The 17,877-nt window shown below is 39.4% G+C and carries 20 protein-coding genes; 9 read left to right on the plus strand and 11 right to left on the minus strand.

Going from position 1 to position 17,877, the window contains the following annotated elements:
* Nucleotides 1-286: 286 nt before the first annotated feature.
* The 3 genes from G322_RS0100660 to G322_RS0100670 all read right to left on the minus strand — a co-directional run bounded on the left by G322_RS0100660 (nucleotide 287) and on the right by G322_RS0100670 (nucleotide 2,660).
* Nucleotides 287-904: a glutathione S-transferase family protein gene (locus G322_RS0100660; protein ID WP_022939882.1), complete on the minus strand. Its 618-nt coding sequence runs from the start codon at nucleotides 902-904 to the stop codon at nucleotides 287-289.
* Between the two features lie 14 nt (nucleotides 905-918).
* Nucleotides 919-1,950 (minus strand): NADP-dependent oxidoreductase, encoded by a 1,032-nt coding sequence (locus G322_RS0100665; protein ID WP_022939883.1) that lies wholly within the window; start codon nucleotides 1,948-1,950, stop codon nucleotides 919-921.
* Between the two features lie 92 nt (nucleotides 1,951-2,042).
* Nucleotides 2,043-2,660: a TetR/AcrR family transcriptional regulator gene (locus tag G322_RS0100670; protein WP_028866323.1), complete on the minus strand. Its 618-nt coding sequence runs from the start codon at nucleotides 2,658-2,660 to the stop codon at nucleotides 2,043-2,045.
* 280 nt (nucleotides 2,661-2,940) lie between these two features.
* Here G322_RS0100670 and G322_RS0100675 point away from each other — a divergent pair, with 280 nt between their 5' ends.
* On the plus strand, nucleotides 2,941-3,444 hold the full coding sequence (locus G322_RS0100675) for a GNAT family N-acetyltransferase (RefSeq protein WP_022939885.1): 504 nt from the start codon (nucleotides 2,941-2,943) through the stop codon (nucleotides 3,442-3,444).
* A 37-nt stretch (nucleotides 3,445-3,481) separates the two neighbouring features.
* Here G322_RS0100675 and G322_RS19585 read toward each other — a convergent pair whose 3' ends face one another.
* Nucleotides 3,482-3,649 carry a hypothetical protein gene (locus tag G322_RS19585; protein ID WP_156873891.1) on the minus strand — a complete coding sequence of 56 codons (168 nt, stop codon included), beginning with the start codon at nucleotides 3,647-3,649 and terminating at the stop codon, nucleotides 3,482-3,484.
* A gap of 155 nt (nucleotides 3,650-3,804) precedes the next feature.
* Here G322_RS19585 and G322_RS24470 point away from each other — a divergent pair, with 155 nt between their 5' ends.
* A complete protein-coding gene (locus G322_RS24470; RefSeq protein ID WP_022939887.1) occupies nucleotides 3,805-4,569 on the plus strand; it encodes an NUDIX hydrolase in 765 nt (254 codons plus the stop codon).
* 9 nt (nucleotides 4,570-4,578) lie between these two features.
* Nucleotides 4,579-5,136 (plus strand): dienelactone hydrolase family protein, encoded by a 558-nt coding sequence (locus G322_RS19590; RefSeq protein ID WP_022939888.1) that lies wholly within the window; start codon nucleotides 4,579-4,581, stop codon nucleotides 5,134-5,136.
* 374 nt (nucleotides 5,137-5,510) lie between these two features.
* On the opposite strand, the gene G322_RS0100700 is transcribed toward G322_RS19590, so the two are convergent.
* Nucleotides 5,511-5,822, minus strand: a complete 312-nt coding sequence (locus G322_RS0100700; RefSeq protein ID WP_022939889.1) for a hypothetical protein — start codon at nucleotides 5,820-5,822, stop codon at nucleotides 5,511-5,513.
* Between the two features lie 211 nt (nucleotides 5,823-6,033).
* Between G322_RS0100700 and G322_RS19595 the strand changes: the two genes are divergently transcribed.
* Nucleotides 6,034-6,798 (plus strand): substrate-binding periplasmic protein, encoded by a 765-nt coding sequence (locus tag G322_RS19595; RefSeq protein WP_022939890.1) that lies wholly within the window; start codon nucleotides 6,034-6,036, stop codon nucleotides 6,796-6,798.
* Between the two features lie 426 nt (nucleotides 6,799-7,224).
* Here the strand turns inward: G322_RS19595 and tsaC are convergent, their stop codons facing one another.
* The 6 genes from tsaC to G322_RS0100735 form a co-directional block, all read right to left on the minus strand.
* Entirely contained in the window at nucleotides 7,225-7,788 is a 564-nt protein-coding gene (gene tsaC / locus G322_RS0100710) for an L-threonylcarbamoyladenylate synthase type 1 TsaC (protein ID WP_022939891.1), read from the minus strand.
* Between the two features lie 15 nt (nucleotides 7,789-7,803).
* A complete protein-coding gene (gene purE / locus G322_RS0100715) occupies nucleotides 7,804-8,313 on the minus strand; it encodes a 5-(carboxyamino)imidazole ribonucleotide mutase (RefSeq protein WP_022939892.1) in 510 nt (169 codons plus the stop codon).
* A gap of 61 nt (nucleotides 8,314-8,374) precedes the next feature.
* Nucleotides 8,375-8,926: a DNA topoisomerase family protein gene (locus tag G322_RS0100720; RefSeq protein ID WP_022939893.1), complete on the minus strand. Its 552-nt coding sequence runs from the start codon at nucleotides 8,924-8,926 to the stop codon at nucleotides 8,375-8,377.
* Nucleotide 8,927: 1 nt separating this feature from the next.
* Entirely contained in the window at nucleotides 8,928-9,401 is a 474-nt protein-coding gene (locus G322_RS0100725; protein WP_022939936.1) for a Smg family protein, read from the minus strand.
* Nucleotides 9,402-9,410: 9 nt separating this feature from the next.
* Complete coding sequence (gene dprA / locus G322_RS0100730) at nucleotides 9,411-10,535, minus strand: DNA-processing protein DprA (protein ID WP_245542272.1); 1,125 nt, start codon at nucleotides 10,533-10,535, stop codon at nucleotides 9,411-9,413.
* Nucleotides 10,536-10,752: 217 nt separating this feature from the next.
* Complete coding sequence (locus G322_RS0100735) at nucleotides 10,753-11,835, minus strand: LysM peptidoglycan-binding domain-containing protein (RefSeq protein ID WP_028866327.1); 1,083 nt, start codon at nucleotides 11,833-11,835, stop codon at nucleotides 10,753-10,755.
* Nucleotides 11,836-11,973: 138 nt separating this feature from the next.
* On the opposite strand from G322_RS0100735, the gene def reads away from it, so the two are divergent.
* The 5 genes from def (at nucleotide 11,974) to G322_RS0100760 (ending at nucleotide 17,860) form a co-directional block, all read left to right on the plus strand.
* Nucleotides 11,974-12,486 carry a peptide deformylase gene (def, locus tag G322_RS0100740; RefSeq protein WP_022939895.1) on the plus strand — a complete coding sequence of 171 codons (513 nt, stop codon included), beginning with the start codon at nucleotides 11,974-11,976 and terminating at the stop codon, nucleotides 12,484-12,486.
* A gap of 43 nt (nucleotides 12,487-12,529) precedes the next feature.
* Nucleotides 12,530-13,492: a methionyl-tRNA formyltransferase gene (gene fmt / locus G322_RS0100745; protein ID WP_022939896.1), complete on the plus strand. Its 963-nt coding sequence runs from the start codon at nucleotides 12,530-12,532 to the stop codon at nucleotides 13,490-13,492.
* Entirely contained in the window at nucleotides 13,489-14,793 is a 1,305-nt protein-coding gene (gene rsmB / locus G322_RS0100750) for a 16S rRNA (cytosine(967)-C(5))-methyltransferase RsmB (RefSeq protein WP_022939897.1), read from the plus strand. The genes fmt and rsmB overlap by 4 nt, the downstream gene beginning before the upstream one ends.
* A 230-nt stretch (nucleotides 14,794-15,023) precedes the next feature.
* Nucleotides 15,024-16,400, plus strand: a complete 1,377-nt coding sequence (trkA, locus tag G322_RS0100755) for a Trk system potassium transporter TrkA (protein ID WP_022939898.1) — start codon at nucleotides 15,024-15,026, stop codon at nucleotides 16,398-16,400.
* Between the two features lie 14 nt (nucleotides 16,401-16,414).
* Entirely contained in the window at nucleotides 16,415-17,860 is a 1,446-nt protein-coding gene (locus tag G322_RS0100760; protein WP_022939899.1) for a TrkH family potassium uptake protein, read from the plus strand.
* Nucleotides 17,861-17,877 lie beyond the last annotated feature (17 nt).

Here is a 17,877-nt window from a genome sequence, read left to right on the forward strand (position 1 = left end):
ATTGAGTAATAGCTAGCTATTGCGATTGAATGCAACGTCGCTATTTATTATTTTAACCAACAAGATAGATCAGATACTTATGCGGATTGGTATAAGTTACAATTGATACTCTTTACTGATTAGAGTGAATGCCATACAACGGATTAAATGGGTAAAAACCAGCTGATTTCATTGAGGAAACACTGCCCAGTGTCTACTCAACAGATCAATTATCCGTGCACACCGAATGGATCGTGCATGCAGGTATAAGAGCCCACATCTATTAAGTAAACAGAGGGTTTTAAACTTATTCGTATTGTGCTTCTAATAAATCTGCTTTATTAAAAGCGTGATGTGTTTTTAATAAATCCGCATAGCGTTTTATGTGCTCAAACGAAGCAAGTGTGCCATTCTTTTCAAGTATTTCAACAATAAATGACATCATAATATCAGCCCCACTTAACTGCTCATTAATCAGGTAAGTTTTTCCCTTTAACGAATCATTAAAATAAGAGATAACGTTATTAATCTCGCTGTCCACATAAGTGGCAAGATAACGTGTTTCACAGCCATCTTTTTGTAAATACATTTTCATTAACAAAGGTAAAATGGCGGAGCTTTCTGCAAAATGTAACCACTGTAAATATTCACTATATTCGTTTGTCTCTTTTTGTGGGGCTAGTTTTCCTGAGCCATAACGCGAAATCAAATATTCGCTAATTGCACCTGACTCAGCGATTATTTGCCCATTATCTTCAATGACAGGAGATTTTCCTAACGGATGAATTTTTTTCAATGCTTCAGGCGCTAAAAAATTTTCTTTATCTCGTTGATAGGCAACAATTTTATATTCAACTTGTAACTCTTCTAATAGCCAAATAATACGTTTTGAACGTGATTTATTTAGATGATGTAAGATGATCATTTTATACCCTTATTTTATAGAGGATTATTAACTTGAATAACTAATTTACCAAAGTTTTTACCTTCGAGTAATCCAATAAAAGCATCGCTCGCATTTTCTAGACCTTCAACGAGATGTTCACGATAATGTATTTTCCCCGCTTTTAACCAATGCGTCATCTGCTCTGCAAACTCATCATAACGATGTGCATAATCATCAAAAATGATAAAACCTTGCATTTTAATGCGCTTCACTAAAATGGTTCCCATTAATAAAGAAAGGCGATCTGGTCCTTTAGGTAATTGCGTTGCATTGTATTGTGAAATAAGCCCACAAACCGGAATACGTGCACCTGTATTAAGCAAAGGAAGTACAGCATCAAAAACGTTACCACCGACATTTTCATAATAAATATCAATACCATCAGGGCATGCATCGATAAGTTGTTGAGCAAAGTCATCAGCCTTATGATCAATACATTGATCAAAACCTAATACATTTTTTGCGTACTCACATTTTTCTTTACCACCAGCAATAGCAATAACTCGACACCCTTTTATTTTTCCTATTTGCCCAACAACCGAGCCGACTGCCCCTGTCGCAGCGGCAACCACTAACGTCTCTCCCGATTTTGGCTGGGCAATATCTAATAGTCCCATGTACGCGGTAAATCCAGGCATACCCATAATGCCTAATGCATGCGATGGTGTTTTGGGTGAACGCCCTAACGGCAGTAAATCTTCGCCATTCGATACACTAAAATCTTGCCAACCACTGTAGGCTAAAACCCAATCACCAAGCTTAAACTTTTCATTGTTAGAGGCTTCAACTTGGCAGACGGTTGCACCAACCATGACATCTTCTAATGCAACCGGAGGGGCATAAGAGGGGGCATCACTCATACGTCCACGCATATAAGGGTCAAGTGATAAGTAAATACTGCGCAATAAGACTTCACCTTCAGCAATGCTTGGCTTAGCGGTTATTTGTAGATTAAAGTCTGTTAATTTTGGCGCACCAATTGGGCGTGTCTTTAATATCACTTGTCTATTTTTCATGTTATCCATTTTTAACCTCATATTAATAATATAAATACTAGACCGGTCGTCTAAGCGTTATGTGTAAAAATCTTGCGTTAAAGACAAGATTTTTGTGTTTGTTAAAAGTGTGCTTGATTCGTTAAAATTGCTTTAGTGATGTGCATTGTTTGCTCTAAATTTTGACTGTTTTTACTCAGCTTACAAAGTAAACTTGAGCCTATCCATAAGTTATAAAGCAGTTGCGCTGTGCTGTATGGGTTTTTAACCTGTATTGTGCCCTCTTTTATGCCTGCCTCAATACACAGACTTAAGATAGAAATTATTTTTTGTGCACCGGTTAATAATGCTAAACGCATGGATTCTGAAAGGTCTGATACCTCTGCGCTCAATTTCACAACCAAACAAGTATGCACTACGCCTTGCGTATTTTGTGCATCTATCCAACGCTGCCAATAAGCAATTAATTTATCGTAATGATTGCTATTAGGTGCATTAAAATGGGTTTCAAGTTCATTTTGATAATGAAAGAAATAATCTTGAATCAATGCTTCACCAAATTGTTCCTTGGATTTAAAATAATGGTAAAAAGAGCCTTTAGGCACTTCTGCATGCTTTAATATTTGTGAAAGACCTACATTTGAAAAACCTTGTCTTGCTATCAATTGATAGCCACAGTCTAAAATATGTTGGCGTGTAGGGTTGTTTTCTCTTATTTTGCTCTTCGCTTCTATTTTCATGGTTGCTAGCATAAGGACAAACAGACCAGTCGTCTAGCTGTTTCTAATAGTATTATTATATAACTGGCTTTTAGTGTTATTTATCAGTCAACCACTGTTTATACATTTATTAAACATAATAGCTTTATTATGTCGAAAAAGGCACGGGTTATATGTGGCTCTATTTAAGCCTTATTATTGTTTTTAATATATTCTTTAGCGCATAATACAGAACCTAATGAATGACTGTATGTGCTTACTAAAAAGTATTTTATAGGCGAAAAATAATGAAGAGATACCGATGACAATTACCACAGCAAGGCTTACTTTACGCCCCGTTATCCTCTCTGATTTTCAGGCAACTCATCAGTTATTAAGCGATCCTGAGGTGATGCGTTTTTCCCTACATGGCCCTTATTCTAAGCAAAAAACCACTGATTTCATCAAGCACTGCATTCAACAAACTGCAAACAATTTACCCAGTTTATTGGCTGTTATTAGCAGGGAAACAGGGCTATTAATTGGCTACTGTGGCTTTTATAAACAAACCATTAAGGGTATTCAGGAAATGGAGTTAGGTTATCGTTTAGCAAAAGAGCATTGGGGTAAAGGTCTCGCCAGTGAAGCCGCGCTGGCGGTGAAAGAATATGCCTTCAATGAGATGGGATTAACACGTCTGATTTCTATTATCGACAAAGACAATAGAGGATCAGTACGTGTAGCAGAAAAAATAGGCTTTAAACTAGAAAAAGAGATGTTATACAATGGCAAAATTCACGTTGGCATTTATACCATCAACCTCTAAAATATTATTGATACTTTTCACCTACCACGCCCATCATTTATTGAGTTGAGTCACTGAATATATTTTCTCCGATAGCACTGAGCACAACCATAATAAAAAGAGGCAATACATTAGAGAGACCAACCATCATCTTTTTTGTCGCATACTCTTGATAAGTGACATTTATCATACCTAACTCAATATTTTGTGATGTTAATTGAGTCATTTCTGGCATCATTGGTAGCAAAAACACAAAAGCATTAACAGTTAAAAAGGTCATACACGCATACTGAATTTTTAACCACACAGGCTTTGTCACATAATCAAAAAAGGCAATTAAACGAGCATGAAATCGTTGTTAACGTAGAAAGGAAAATTATTTTGCTAGCTTACCAATTTGACAATTATAACGGCGTGATCATAGAAAAGCAGGCATTGCCAAATGATCAAGCACAGTTTATCAGCCAATTTAATGACATGTTATTCGTCGTTAAAGCACAAGGTAAGCAACTTATTTGGTTTACCCTATGCATTAAAAACGCAGCTTTTATTCAAATAGCCACCGATGCAGGATTTGTTTTTCATAACTGTTTAGAAGATGAAATTACGCTTATTTTACGCATCAAAAAAGATGCTTATGCGCCATTTGTGCCAACCCATAGCATTGGTGCCGGAGCACTAATTTTTAATCAGCAACAACAGATACTGGTGATCAGAGAAAAGATAGCCATGCACTCCGGTTTCAAGCTACCCGGCGGTCATATTGAGTTAGGTGAAAAAATATCAGAAGCGATTGTGCGTGAGGTGTTTGAAGAAACAGGTATTCAAAGTGAATTTGTTGGCCTGCAAGGTTTTGCTTCAAAAAAAGTGTTTCGTTTTGGTAAATCTAACATTTATTTCTTATGTCGTTTAAATGCCTTAACGGATCAAATAAATATTCAAGATATTGATGAAATCGCAGAAGCTAAATGGTGTGATGTAACCGAATTTATTAACGATACCAACAACAGTGTTTTTGTACGAGAGATAGTGAAAACATTACAATATCAACAAGGCTTTCAGCTGCTGGAATTACCGGAAAATAACAGTGCTTACAAAAAACATGAAGTCTTTTTTGCAGCAAATATCAGTAATAAACTCTTTTAAGGGACAAATATGTTAACTGTTTTTGTCGCTGATATTTTTGGTAAAAGTGAAGCCCTGCAACAATTAGCGGAACAAGTTGCGGGGCAAGAGACATTAATTATTGATGCCTATGCAGGTCAATGCATCGACTTTAAAAATGAGCAAGCCGCCTATGATTATTTTAGTGAACAAGTAGGGCTTAGTCAGTACGCACAATTGCTACAGGAAAAGTTAAGCAGTATTAAACAGCCCTTTAACCTCATCGCCTTTAGTGTCGGGGGATCCGCTGTTTGGTTAAATTCAGCAATGCTCGCGAACACCCAAGTAAACCGAGTTGTCTGCTTTTATGCTTCACAAATTCGCCACTATTTGAGCATTCAACCCAGTATATTGATTGAACTCATCTTACCCAAAAGCGAATTACACTTTGATATCACTGAATTCGCGCAAAACCTGCACAAGAAACAGCGAGTAAAAATTATTCATAGCCAATATTTTCATGGTTTTATGAATAAGCTTTCCCTACATTATGATCCATTGGGTTTTCAGGGATATGTGCACAAATTACCATTAAACAAGGAATCGTGACCATGAAAAAATCGTCATTACCGGTACAAACCGTAGCATGGGTTTAGCATTAACAAAAACTTTTCTACAACAAGGTAAACATGTCATTGCAACCTGCCACGCAACAGTTACAAGCACTCTTTACAGGGGGTGAATTACGTTTATGCACACGGGAAGTGACCAGTAAACATCTATTCAGCGCTTTCAAGAAAACTTAACCATGACGCACATTGATATATTAATTATATTATGGGCGGTGATAAACAAAGCAGTAATGAGATGGATCATCATGCTTGTTAGCGATATTTACTGTAAACACACTCGCCCCTTTTCATTTATCAGCCGCCTTAAAAGGCAATTTACTGGGCTCAGAAAATCCGCGTATTATTAGTATCTCAAGCATGATGGCAAGTATCAGGTTCAGCCACCCCCACATCATCAGAGAATCTAAGAGTAAAAGGCTTTGGACTAGTGCCAGACAGAGTATCAGCAGATATCAAAAATCCATTAATCGGCGTTAAATCCCATACTAATTTAATAATATTCTCTCCCGCAGAGGAGTTATTAGTAAACTGAAAGGAATTAGCATTACTATAGATCGAACCCGTTAAAATTTCGCTACTGGTCATCGGTATTGCAATAACCTGTGAGCTTACTGATAAGACAGCCATGATCACTGCTACTCTACATATATTTTTAATTTTCATTGGTATTTCCCTAAGTAATGATTAATCTGAATAATTCAGGAAATCTATCTAAGCAAAAGATAAGTCACACATTCAATCATTTAATGTCAACAACTTATGAAAGTGTGTTTTTTACTGTGTATTATATTCCGACACGTTTAAAATGTTCGCTTAGCTTGATGTTTTAGCTTGGACGGCTAATTTAATACAGAGAGATAAATAGGGAGGTGAAATGTCGAGCATTCAACAGGGGATCATTGCATTTATTCTATTGTTATTTTATAACGCCTCAGTTTATGCAACTTCCCATAAACTCATTAAAATAGGGACCATTGGTTTTCCTCCCTATGGTATTAGCACACACGGAAAATTAACTGGCATCTATTACGATGTAGCTAATATTCTCGTTTCCAAAGCCGGTTACTCCAGTCACAATAAAGTCGCCCCTTATGCGCGCATCATCAGAGAGATAAAATACGGTGATATTGATATGACCATTATGTTTCGTTATCCAGAACTAGAAGATTACGTATATTATGTGGCACCTTTATCTTCATTAAAAACTGTAGTGATAGGTATTCAAGGCAATGATTTTGAAGATATAAATGACTTAAATAATAAAAAAATAGTCTATTTACGTGGTGCTAAATTCAGCGATGCAATTGATAATAATGCCACGATTGTAAAGTATCAGATAAAAGACTTTTTACAGGGTATTAAAATGTTAATGGCGGGTAGAGCAGATGCGATTATTGGCCCTCTTGAGCCTATTTTAAGCGCGTCGTTACAAATTAAAGGGGTAAACGTCATTTTTGGTAAGCCCTTAATCGTAGATATTAGAACACCTTGGATACAGGTTTCTAAAAGAAACCGGGCACACATTGATATCGATAAATTAAAACAGAGTTTTTCAGAGATGCAAAGTGCTAACACTCTGAATATACTAAGAGCTAAGTACCTCAAGTTACCCCAGAAAATGCCTCTCATTAAGAAATAATAATAGTCATTACCACGCCAAGACTTACTTTTTCCCCGTGACGCCGCCACTCATCAATTATTGAGCGATCCAGAAGTGATGAAATTTTCATTAAAAGGTCTACTCGGAACAGAAAACCACGGGGTTTATTGATCACTGTATTCAGCAAACAGAAAATAACTTACCAAATTTTCTTGCTGTTCTTAGTAGAAAAACGGGTCTATTCATTGGTTATTGTGGCTTTTGTAAACAAAAAATCAATGTCGTTGAAGAGCATGCCTTTAATGACATGGGTTTAACACGTTTAATCTCTCTCATTGAAAAATGACAATATAGCCTCTATTCGCATTGCTGAAAAGATCGGCTTCAAACCAGAAAAAAATGTTATCTGACGGAAGAACTCATGTTGGTATTTATGCCATTGATGTTAAGACTCAATGCTCGAAATTAACGTAAGCGTTTCCCTGTTAGTGCATGATAAATTTGAGAGGGCTCATCTAATCCCGATACATTTTCGTTCATAATCATTGCTAATAGTGGATTATTGCTAAACATCTTTTTCACTTCAATTGTATTCACACAAGCCTCTAACCCCGAAAGGTTAGCGCTAGTTGAAATAATAGGTTTAGCAAATTCGCAACACAGTTGCTGCACAATTGGATGCGCGCTGACTCGCACAGCCACACTATCAAAATCACCGCTAATCAGTTTAGAAAGGTTTTTCTGTGCTGGTACAACCCAAGTAAATGGACCCGGCCAGGTTTTTTGTATCGCTGTCAGTTGTGTTTCATTTAACGATGAAAAATCAGCATAATTTTTTAACTGCTCGATATTAGCGGCAATTAAAATTAACCCTTTATGCGCTGGACGTTTTTTTAGATCGAGGACTTTTTGAATCGCTACATCACAATCAGGATCGCAACCCAATCCAAAAACAGACTCAGTAGGATAAGCAATAACGCCCTGAGCGCGTAGTGCAGTCAGGGCGTTAGATAGGTCAAAATCAGTCAAGGTACTTATAACCGATTATAGACTTGCTAATTTTACTTGTAATGCAGCATCTTTGGCAATCACTGCACGTGCATTTTCAGCACGATTTTCTTTTACTTTTACAGCAAGCTCATCATCAGCAATAGCAAGCATTTGCGCTGCTAAGTAAGCTGCATTTTTTGCGCCAGCACTACCGATAGCAACAGTTGCAACAGGCACACCAGCAGGCATCATTACCGTTGAAAGAAGCGCATCGTGACCCTGTAGTGGACCACAATCAATTGGAACACCAATGATTGGACGTGTGGTAATACCCGCAACCGCGCCAGCTAAGTGAGCTGCAAGGCCAGCAGCACAGATAAATACTTTACAACCACGCGCTTCAGCATCTGTTACGTATGCATGTGTGGCAGCGGGTGTACGGTGCGCAGACGTTACTTTTACTTCACAGCGAATATCGAAAGATTTTAAAATTTCAATGGTACTTTGCATGGTTGGTAGGTCTGAATCTGAGCCCATTAAAATGGCAACAAATGGTTTAGTCATTGTGGTTTCCTCACGTTAGTTTTGCTAAAAATTAGCGATTTTCAAGACAATATGCTGACAATTATAACGGCTTACTTCGGTAACCACACCCTTTTTTTGGACATATTATGCGAAATTTTGCTGAAGTTTTCCTCTCTACAAGGATTGGCCAGTGACAATCGGGGCAAAATTCATTCACTGGTTTATCATTTATTGCGTATTTACAAGCAGGATAATTATCACATGCATAGAAAGTTTTACCAAAACGAGATAATCGCTGAACCAACTTACCTTTTTTACAAGAAGGGCAATTTACATTCAACTCATCTTTGTTTTCTTTTTTAGTTTCAGTCAGTTGAGCGGTATGTTCACATTCAGGGTAATCACTACAGCCGATAAACAACCCAAACCTTCCTTGCTTTAACACCAACTCTTTAGTACATAAAGGGCAGCTTGTGCCTATCAGCACTTTTTTAATTTCGCTTTTTTCATGCGGCGGTCGCAGATAGTCACATTCAGGATAGCGCGTACAACCGAGGAAAGCCCCTTTTTTACCATTACGGATATGTAACTCAGCGCCACAGTCGGGGCATAAGTCGATGCTTTTCAAGTGAGTCGTTGGTAAGTTATTCATGTTAATGAATCAATCCATCTTCAAAGTCCATTAACATCGACTCTAGCTGTAAAAACTGATCTTCACTGCTCGGATCGTTATACAACACCATTAATATCAGCCATTTAAGATCGTGTAAAACAAGTTCATTCATCTCTAATAGCATCGCACAATCAATGACCGTTTCACGCGTATAACTGTCTAAAATATCCGCATGTTCGAGGTAGGAGATATAACCCTGACAAGCACTGTTTAAACGTTGCTGTTCAAGGTGACTATAAATTCGATGTGACGTGTGTTTTGCAGGTTGTACCCTACTTTCAACGTCTTGTTCGTGTAAGTTCGCTAAATGGTCTAACCACGCTAACGCTTTAGAAATATCACTGCGCTGAAAACCCTCTTCCAACAATTCATCAGTGATCTCCTTTGCATCCACTTCCATGGTTTCTTCAATCTGCATATAACTTTCAAATAGATAAATAATCACTTCAAACATTTTATTACCTTACCTCTTAACATAACCTTCAACGGTTACTGTGATTCTACCAGTTATCTCTAATTCTATTAACTGATTTTGTAAATTGACAATATCTAACCCAGAGCGGTTTAATAGTTGTTCAAGCGTGGTGAAGTGGAAATCAATATATTGCAATAAAGGGTGTTGATGTTGCACTAATTGTAGTTCAGCTACATCTATCGTTCTTTTTTTAGCCACTATATGTTCAAACTCTTCGCTGATATCAGCCACATTCACCACCAGTTTTGCCCCCTGCTGAATAAGCTGATGACAACCACACGCTTGACTGTTATCAATAGAGCCGGGCAATGCAAACAGCTCTCGACCTTGTTCATTGGCATAACGTGCGGTAATTAAAGAGCCGCTGCGTTTCGAGGCTTCCACGACCAATACACCTAATGACAAACCTGAAATCAACCGATTACGCCGAGGAAAGTTGCTAGGAATGGCCGGACTATTTGGCCAAAATTCTGACACAAGTAAACCTGTTTTGATAATCTGTCGGGCTAATTTAAGATGCCGTTTTGGGTATATATTATTCAGCCCCGTCCCTAGCACCGCAATCGTTTTACCATTCGCATCTAACGCACCTTGATGGGCAAAACCATCAATACCTAATGCCAGTCCACTGGTAATGGTAAAACCCAATGAAGCTAACTGTCCAGCAAATTGATAGGCTTTCTCTTGCCCATAAGGGGTACAGTTGCGACTACCAACAAGTGCCATTTGTGGATGAGTTAATAAACGAATATCACCTTGTAAGTAAAGTAATAAAGGGGGACTGCTGATCTCTTTGAGTTGTTTGGGGTAACGTTCATCATCAAAACAGAGGATGTACCTGTTCTGTGATTCATCCAACCAACTTAGGTTCTCCTCTACTTGTACCAAATTAGGGTGTAATAAAGCACTAATTTGCGCCTCTTTTAAACGATAATGTTGTAGTTGTGAGGCAGGGAGTTGCAGTAGTTCGTTGATTGAGTGTTTACTGAGTAGCTTGAAGATAGTACGTTTTTGTAACGCGGGGATGGCATCAAGTATCATCCAGCTTTTAATATGCTCGCAGGATGAAGGCAAGAACTCATCAGTTGTAAATAGATCTTGTTGAATAAGCACCTTCCTTATGAATCATCAGAAAAGAAAGTAAATGTTTTGGGCTAAGCCATTTATGTTTAATTCAAGGCGGAAATGCGCAGTTTAGTGGTTTAAAGACTACGTACATCCTGCACTACGCCCTACGGGCCATCCTGCGGATGTTCAAATTCATTCCTGACGAATTTGTGAGCATTTCCAACGATGAAGTAAGCTTACATGGCAACGGCCCAAACAGTGACTAGAATTCTAATCCTTGGATCTCATACTTAGCACCCAGTGCATCACTGCTGCGCATCACCAGACCAATACTCACTTTTTCATAAACCTTAAAGACCATTAACTCGCCTAAACGCTCAGCAGGAAGTACTAAATCAGCATCGCCCATCTGTTCGAAACGGCTTGCATCTTCTTGATATACAATCTTGCTTTCACTAACCAATACAGCAGGTCCACTGCGTAAAATAGAGAACATTGAACCAATTTGGATATTATCGCGCTTGCCTTTATTAATAACAACCGCGTCCCATCGACCAATCGCAACCGCATTATTCAGCGCGGCTAAAATATGCCCTTTCACATCCGATGATACTGGCTGTGGTAAGAAATACGCGGGTAATGTTTCATGCTCAGGAATAGGTAAAATCAGATCACCTTGACGCGCTTCACGGGCGCTTTTTAGGAAATCAAAAGGAGTAACTTTATCCGTCGTCGTCACATTGGGGCTTTTAGACACTTCAGTGTGGCCAATAAAGGTTAACTCTTTACCTAAAAACTCATCCGTTTTAGGATCATGAAAATCATCACCTAAACGATAAATACCATATAGTTTATTTTTATCATACTGCCCCTGCCCATAGAAAATATCCCCCGCAAAAAAACGCGGACTACCAATTGCATCACCCAATAAACGCGGCGCAGCAACTAACAACTTAGGTTCGATGATGTGGTCTTTTGATAAAAAGGCAGAAATCACAGCTAATGGAATGGTTGGAATTGGTTCACCTTTTTCCTCTAAACGTGGAATGGGTGATAATTTTTTTAATTTCTTACGCGTAAGTTGCGGTTCACCATTAACCCAAATCAGTGTTAATACATCACCCGGATAGATAAGATGTGGATTTTCAACTTGATTGTTTGCTTGCCATAAACGAGGCCATAACCAAGGTGTATTTAAAAAGTGCTCTGAGATATCCCACAGAGTATCGCCTTTAACAACGGTATAAGTTTCTGGGTGATCCTCTTTTAATACCAATGTATCAGCAAAAGCGACAAAGGAGAACGCTACGCCTAATAAGAGTGAGGTAATTCGTTTAAATTTCATAACAATCCCTGTTTGGACATTTTTTTGTAATGAGGGTAATGATAATACACAGACTATCAAGATGCTTAGTTGCATCTTGAACAGTCATGGGTATAGAATTAGCATTCTTTAACATTAACTATAGAGCAAGATAATATCATGGCTTTACTCGAAGTATTACATTTTCCCGATCAACGCCTTAGAACCGTTGCTAAAGCTGTTGTGCAGATCACACCAGAAATTAAAACTATCACCGAAAACATGCTTGAAACCATGTATGACGAAAATGGTATCGGTCTTGCAGCAACACAAATAAACATTCATTTACGTATCGCTGTTATTGATATTTCTGAGCATCGAGATCAACCTATCATTCTAATTAACCCTGAAATTATAGAACAATCTGGGGAAGAAGAGTCAGAAGAAGGTTGCCTTTCTGTACCAGACACCCATGCTGACATTAAACGTAATGAATTTGTAACCGTGCAATATCTTGATCTGGACGGAAATTTACAGGTTTTAGACGCAGAGGGTTTGCTTGCAGTCTGTATTCAGCATGAATTAGACCACCTCAAAGGTAAGCTATTTATTGATTACCTTTCACCGTTTAAGCAAAAACGCATTAAAACTAAGCTTGAAAAACTACAACGCCAAAATGAAAAATTTGCATAACTATGTTACGTAGCTATTTACGCCATTAACAAAAGAGATCTCCGTGGAAAAATTAAACATCATTTTTGCAGGCACCCCTGACTTTGCAGCAAAACACCTTAACGCATTAATTGAGTCTGAATTTAATGTAGTGGCTGTTTACACGCAACCCGACCGCCCAGCAGGTCGTGGTAAAAAAGTAACGGCCAGTGCGGTAAAACAGTTAGCACTTGAACATGCTTTACCTGTTTATCAACCTGAAAACTTCAAGTCAGATGAAGTGATTGCAGAGCTTGCAGCGCTTAATGCTGACATTATGATTGTCGTTGCTTATGGTTTAATTCTTCCAACCGTTGCTTTAGAAACACCGCGTTTAGGTTGTTTAAATGTACATGGTTCACTACTGCCTCGCTGGCGTGGTGCAGCACCTATTCAGCGTGCAATTTGGGCGGGCGATAAAGAGACAGGTGTGACCATTATGCAGATGAATGCAGGGCTTGATACCGGCGACATACTCAGTAAAGTCAGTACTCCAATTGAGATGGATGAAACCAGTGCCTCTTTATATGAAAAATTAGCCATGCAAGCACCACAGGTTTTAGTTGATACCATTAAGCAATTAGTTAATGGAGAATTAACCGCTGAAGGTCAAGATAACGCATTAGCTAGTTACGCGAAAAAACTCAGCAAAGCAGAAGCATTAATTGATTGGTCACAAGATGCTGACTTTATCGAACGTTGTGTACGTGCTTTTAATCCTTGGCCAATGAGTTATTTCGAGCTGGCAGGAAGCCCCGTTAAAGTGCATAAAGTAAATGTAATTAACATGCAAACAGAGCAGCCCGCAGGCACTATTATTCGCGCAGATAAAGAGGGTATTCAAGTCGTGACTGGCAAGGGTGTTTTAAACCTACAAGTTATCCAGCTCTCAGGGAAAAAAGCAATGCCTGTGCAAGATATATTAAATTCACGCAAAGCACTGTTTGCTGTCGGCACTACATTTACTGCACAAGGTGAAAAAATATGAATGTTCGCGCACTGGCAGCTCAAGTATTAAATCAGGTTGTAGAGCAGGGACAATCCCTTTCACAAGCACTACCCGCCGCCCAGAAAGACCTTAATCCTAAAGACAAAGCTCTGCTACAGATGCTCTGTTATGGCGTATTACGCACCCTACCACGCCTCGATTTTTTCTGTCGTTCATTGATGCAAAAACCACTTAAAGGCAAACAACGTGCGATGCATTTTTTGATTTTAGTGGGTTTTTATCAGCTACTTTACACGCGCATTCCTAGCCATGCAGCCGTTGGTGAAACAGTAAATGGTGCAAAAGCACTTAAAAAACCAGCGCTTAAAGGCATGGTTAACGGAGTGTTACGTAGCTTTTTACGTGAACAAGAGGCTCTGCTCGAAAAAGCAGAACAACAAGACGCGCTTAAATACTGTCATCCAAGCTGGTTAGTCAAACGTCTACAAAGCGCATACGGTAATGAAAAAGCAGCCACCATCATGGATAACAATAACCAACAAGCACCGATGTGGTTACGTGTTAACGTGATTCATCATTCCCGAGAAGCGTATAAAACGTTATTAGATGACGCTGAACTGAGCAACTTTACCGCCCTTGATGATGAAAACAAAAATGCACTGCGTTTAGAGAAAGCCACCGATGTTTATAAACTGCCTGGTTTTACTGAGGGTTGGGTTTCTGTTCAAGATGGCGCAGCACAACTTGCAGCACACTACTTAGATGCACAACAAGGCGATCTTATTTTAGATGCTTGTGCCGCACCCGGTGGTAAAACTGTACATACATTGGAGCTACAACCGCAGCTAAAACAGATGGTTGCCGTTGATGCCGATGATAAACGTCTAGTGCGTGTGCAAGAAAATTTAGATCGCCTCAAACTACAAGCAACGGTGATTCATGGTGATGCCTCTAAACCTGATGAATGGTGGCAAGGTGAGTTGTTCGATCGTATTTTATGTGATGCACCTTGTAGCGCAACAGGAGTAATTCGCCGTCACCCAGATATTCGTTGGTTACGCCGTGATAGTGATATTGCAGAGTTAGTTAAACTACAAAAAAGCATTTTAAACGCATTATGGGCAAAATTAAAACCGGGGGGTATTTTGTTATATGCCACCTGCTCTATTTTACCCGATGAAAACGAGTTACAAATTAAAAACTTTTTAGAAAACACAGCAGATGCCACATTAATTGCCCTGTCTGAGCAACATAATGACACGACAAAAGGTCGCCAGCTGTTGCCGAATGAAGATGCTATGGATGGTTTTTATTACGCCAAGCTACAAAAAACAGGTTAACCTATTTAGAAGTAACCTGCTGAAAAACCTTACTTCTTAACGCACCGTGATAGCATGAGTATGCTATCGCTAATGAAATCACCCCTGATTTCCTTTGCTAACGTAATGATTTTCAACAGAAAATGTAACGGAAATGAAGTGTATACGCTTTGATATCATTCCAACATAAACCGTTGAGAGTGATGCTAGTTTAACACTCCCTACTAATATACACAGGATCATAGATAACTATGAAAATTATTATTTTAGGTGCAGGACAAGTAGGTGCTTCACTGGCTGAAAATTTAGTCGGTGAAAATAACGATATCACCGTGGTTGATTCTTCCCATGAACGCTTGCAAGCTTTACAAGATAGGTTTGACTTGCGTGTTGTCCAAGGTAATGCCTCAAGCCCGCGCACACTCGGTGAAGCAGGTGCAGATGATGCAGACATGTTAATTGCGGTCACCAATTCCGATGAAATTAACATCGTTGCCTGCCAAATCGCTTTTACTCTGTTTAACGTGCCTAAAAAAATTGCCCGTATTCGTTCGCAAAGCATGATTGAATTTCAAAAAGAGCTGTTTAATAGTGATGCGTTTCCCATCGACCATATTATCGCCCCTGAAAAATTAGTCAGTGATTATATTTTCCAACTTATTGAACACCCTGGCGCACTACAAGTTGCGCATTTTGCTGAAGGAAAAGTTGGATTGGTTGCAATAAAAGCCTATTACGGTGGCTCACTGGTGGGTAATGCCATCTCTACACTGAAAGAGCATATGCCGAACATCGAAGCGCGTGTAGCGGCTATTTTCAGACGCGGTAAAGCGATTCGCCCCCAAGGTACCACCATTATTGAAGCAGATGATGAGGTGTTTTTTATCACCGCAAGTCAGCATATCAAAGCAATCATGAGTGAGATGCAAAAACTAGAGCATCCCTATAAACGTATTATGATTGTCGGTGGCGGTTATATCGGTGAAAGCCTTGCAAAACGCCTTGAAAAAGAGAACTCAGTTAAGCTGATTGAAAAAAACTTAAAACGCGCTGAATACCTCTCTGAAACGCTCTCAAATACCATTGTTTTTTGTGGTGATTCATCAGATCAAGAACTGTTAGCAGAGGAGCATATCGATCAAATCGATCTGTTTATTACCGTCACCAACGATGACGAAGCAAATATTATGTCGGCAATGCTGGCCAAACGAATGGGCGCACGTAAAGCGATGGTACTTATTCAACGCAGTGCTTATATAGATTTGGTACAGGGCAATATTCTTGATATCGCCATCTCCCCACAACAAGCCACCATTTCAGCGCTATTAACGCATGTGCGTAAAGCGGATCTTAAACACGTATATTCACTGCGTGAAGGCGCGGCAGAGGCGATTGAGATTGTCGCACGTGGCGATAGTATGACCTCAAAAGTCGTGGGCAAACAACTTTGTCAGCTAAAATTACCACGAGGTACCAGCATTGGTGCCATTGTGCGTAAAGACGAAGTGCTGATCGCCCACGATAAAACAGTAATAGAGAGCGATGATCATGTCATTCTGTTTTTAGTCAATAAAAAATATATCAGCGATATTGAAAAATTATTCCAACCTAGCCCCTTCTTCCTTTGAGTCGAGATTTATAGATGGTTTATCGCCCTCTCTTTTTCATCACCGGCTTAGTATTGTCAAAAATGGCCGTGTTCATGTATTTCCCCATGGCACTGGCTTTTTATGAAGATAGTTTAGGCGGTGTTGAATTTTTAACTGCAATTATTATCACCCATTTCGCCTCTTTTATATTTCTTTTTTTAGGAGGAGAAAAACAGCGTTCACGTTTAGGCGTGCGCGAGATGTTTCTGCTCACCACAGGCGTTTGGGTACTTGCCAGCCTGTTTGCTGCCCTGCCTTTTGTATTGATTGAACATATCAGTTATAGCGATGCCTTCTTTGAAACCATGTCGGGGATCACCACCACAGGCAGCACTGTCTTACAGGGATTAGACAACATGCACCCCAGTATTTTACTGTGGCGTTCCATTTTACAATGGTTAGGTGGAGTTGGTTTTATCGTCATGGGCGTGGCGATTTTACCCTTCCTCAATGTGGGTGGTATGCGTCTTTTCCAAACGGAGTCTTCTGACTGGTCAGATAAAACCACATCCAAAACACGCCGTGTCGCCATCGATATCTTAGTCGTTTACCTGTTTTTAAGCCTGTGCTGTTTTATTGGCTACCGTTTAGCAGGCATGAGTAATTTTGATGCGATCAACCACGCGATGACCACTATTTCTACAGGCGGTTATTCCACCTCAGATGGCTCAATGGGGCATTTTTCAAAGGGCGCGCACTGGAACGCCATCTTGTTTATGTTTTTAGGCGGATTGCCTTTTTTGTTATTCATTCGCGCTCTCAATCGGCACAGTTTAGCACCACTACTCAAAGACGCACAAATCCAAGGTTTCCTTAAACTTATCGTTGTTTGCACACTCGCTTTAACACTCTATTTAACCTTCACAAAGCAGTTCGATTGGTCAGATGCGCTACGGTTAAGTTTATTTAATGTCGTTTCAGTGATCACTACGACAGGATTTGGTTTAGATGATTTCATTACTTGGGGCGATTTCAGCATAATGATCTTTTTTGTTCTCCTCTTCGTTGGCGCTTGTTCAGGCTCAACCACAGGGGGGATTAAAATATTTCGTTTCCAGATAGCCTTCAGCTTATTAAAACGGCAATTAATGTTATTAATGCACCCGCAGGGCATTTTTTCACAAAAATACAATAACCGCTTAGTCAGTGATCAAATTCTCCGCTCACTGATCGCCTTTGTACTTGCTTATTTCGCCACCATTGTTATTGCATCACTCTTACTAGCACTGTTTGGCGCACCCGCAATGACCGCGCTTACCGCCGCTATCACCGCCGTTTCTAATGTTGGCCCAGGTTTAGTTACAGAGATAGGCCCATCAGGAAATTTTGCACATTTCCCTGACATTTCAAAATGGATATTATCAATCTGCATGCTGATGGGACGTTTAGAGATATTAACCGTCGTGGTGATGCTAACACGCCATTTCTGGAAAAGGTAACCGTTGTATTTGAAATA

Source organism: Psychromonas hadalis ATCC BAA-638 (genome assembly GCF_000420245.1).
Lineage (GTDB): Bacteria > Pseudomonadota > Gammaproteobacteria > Enterobacterales > Psychromonadaceae > Psychromonas > Psychromonas hadalis.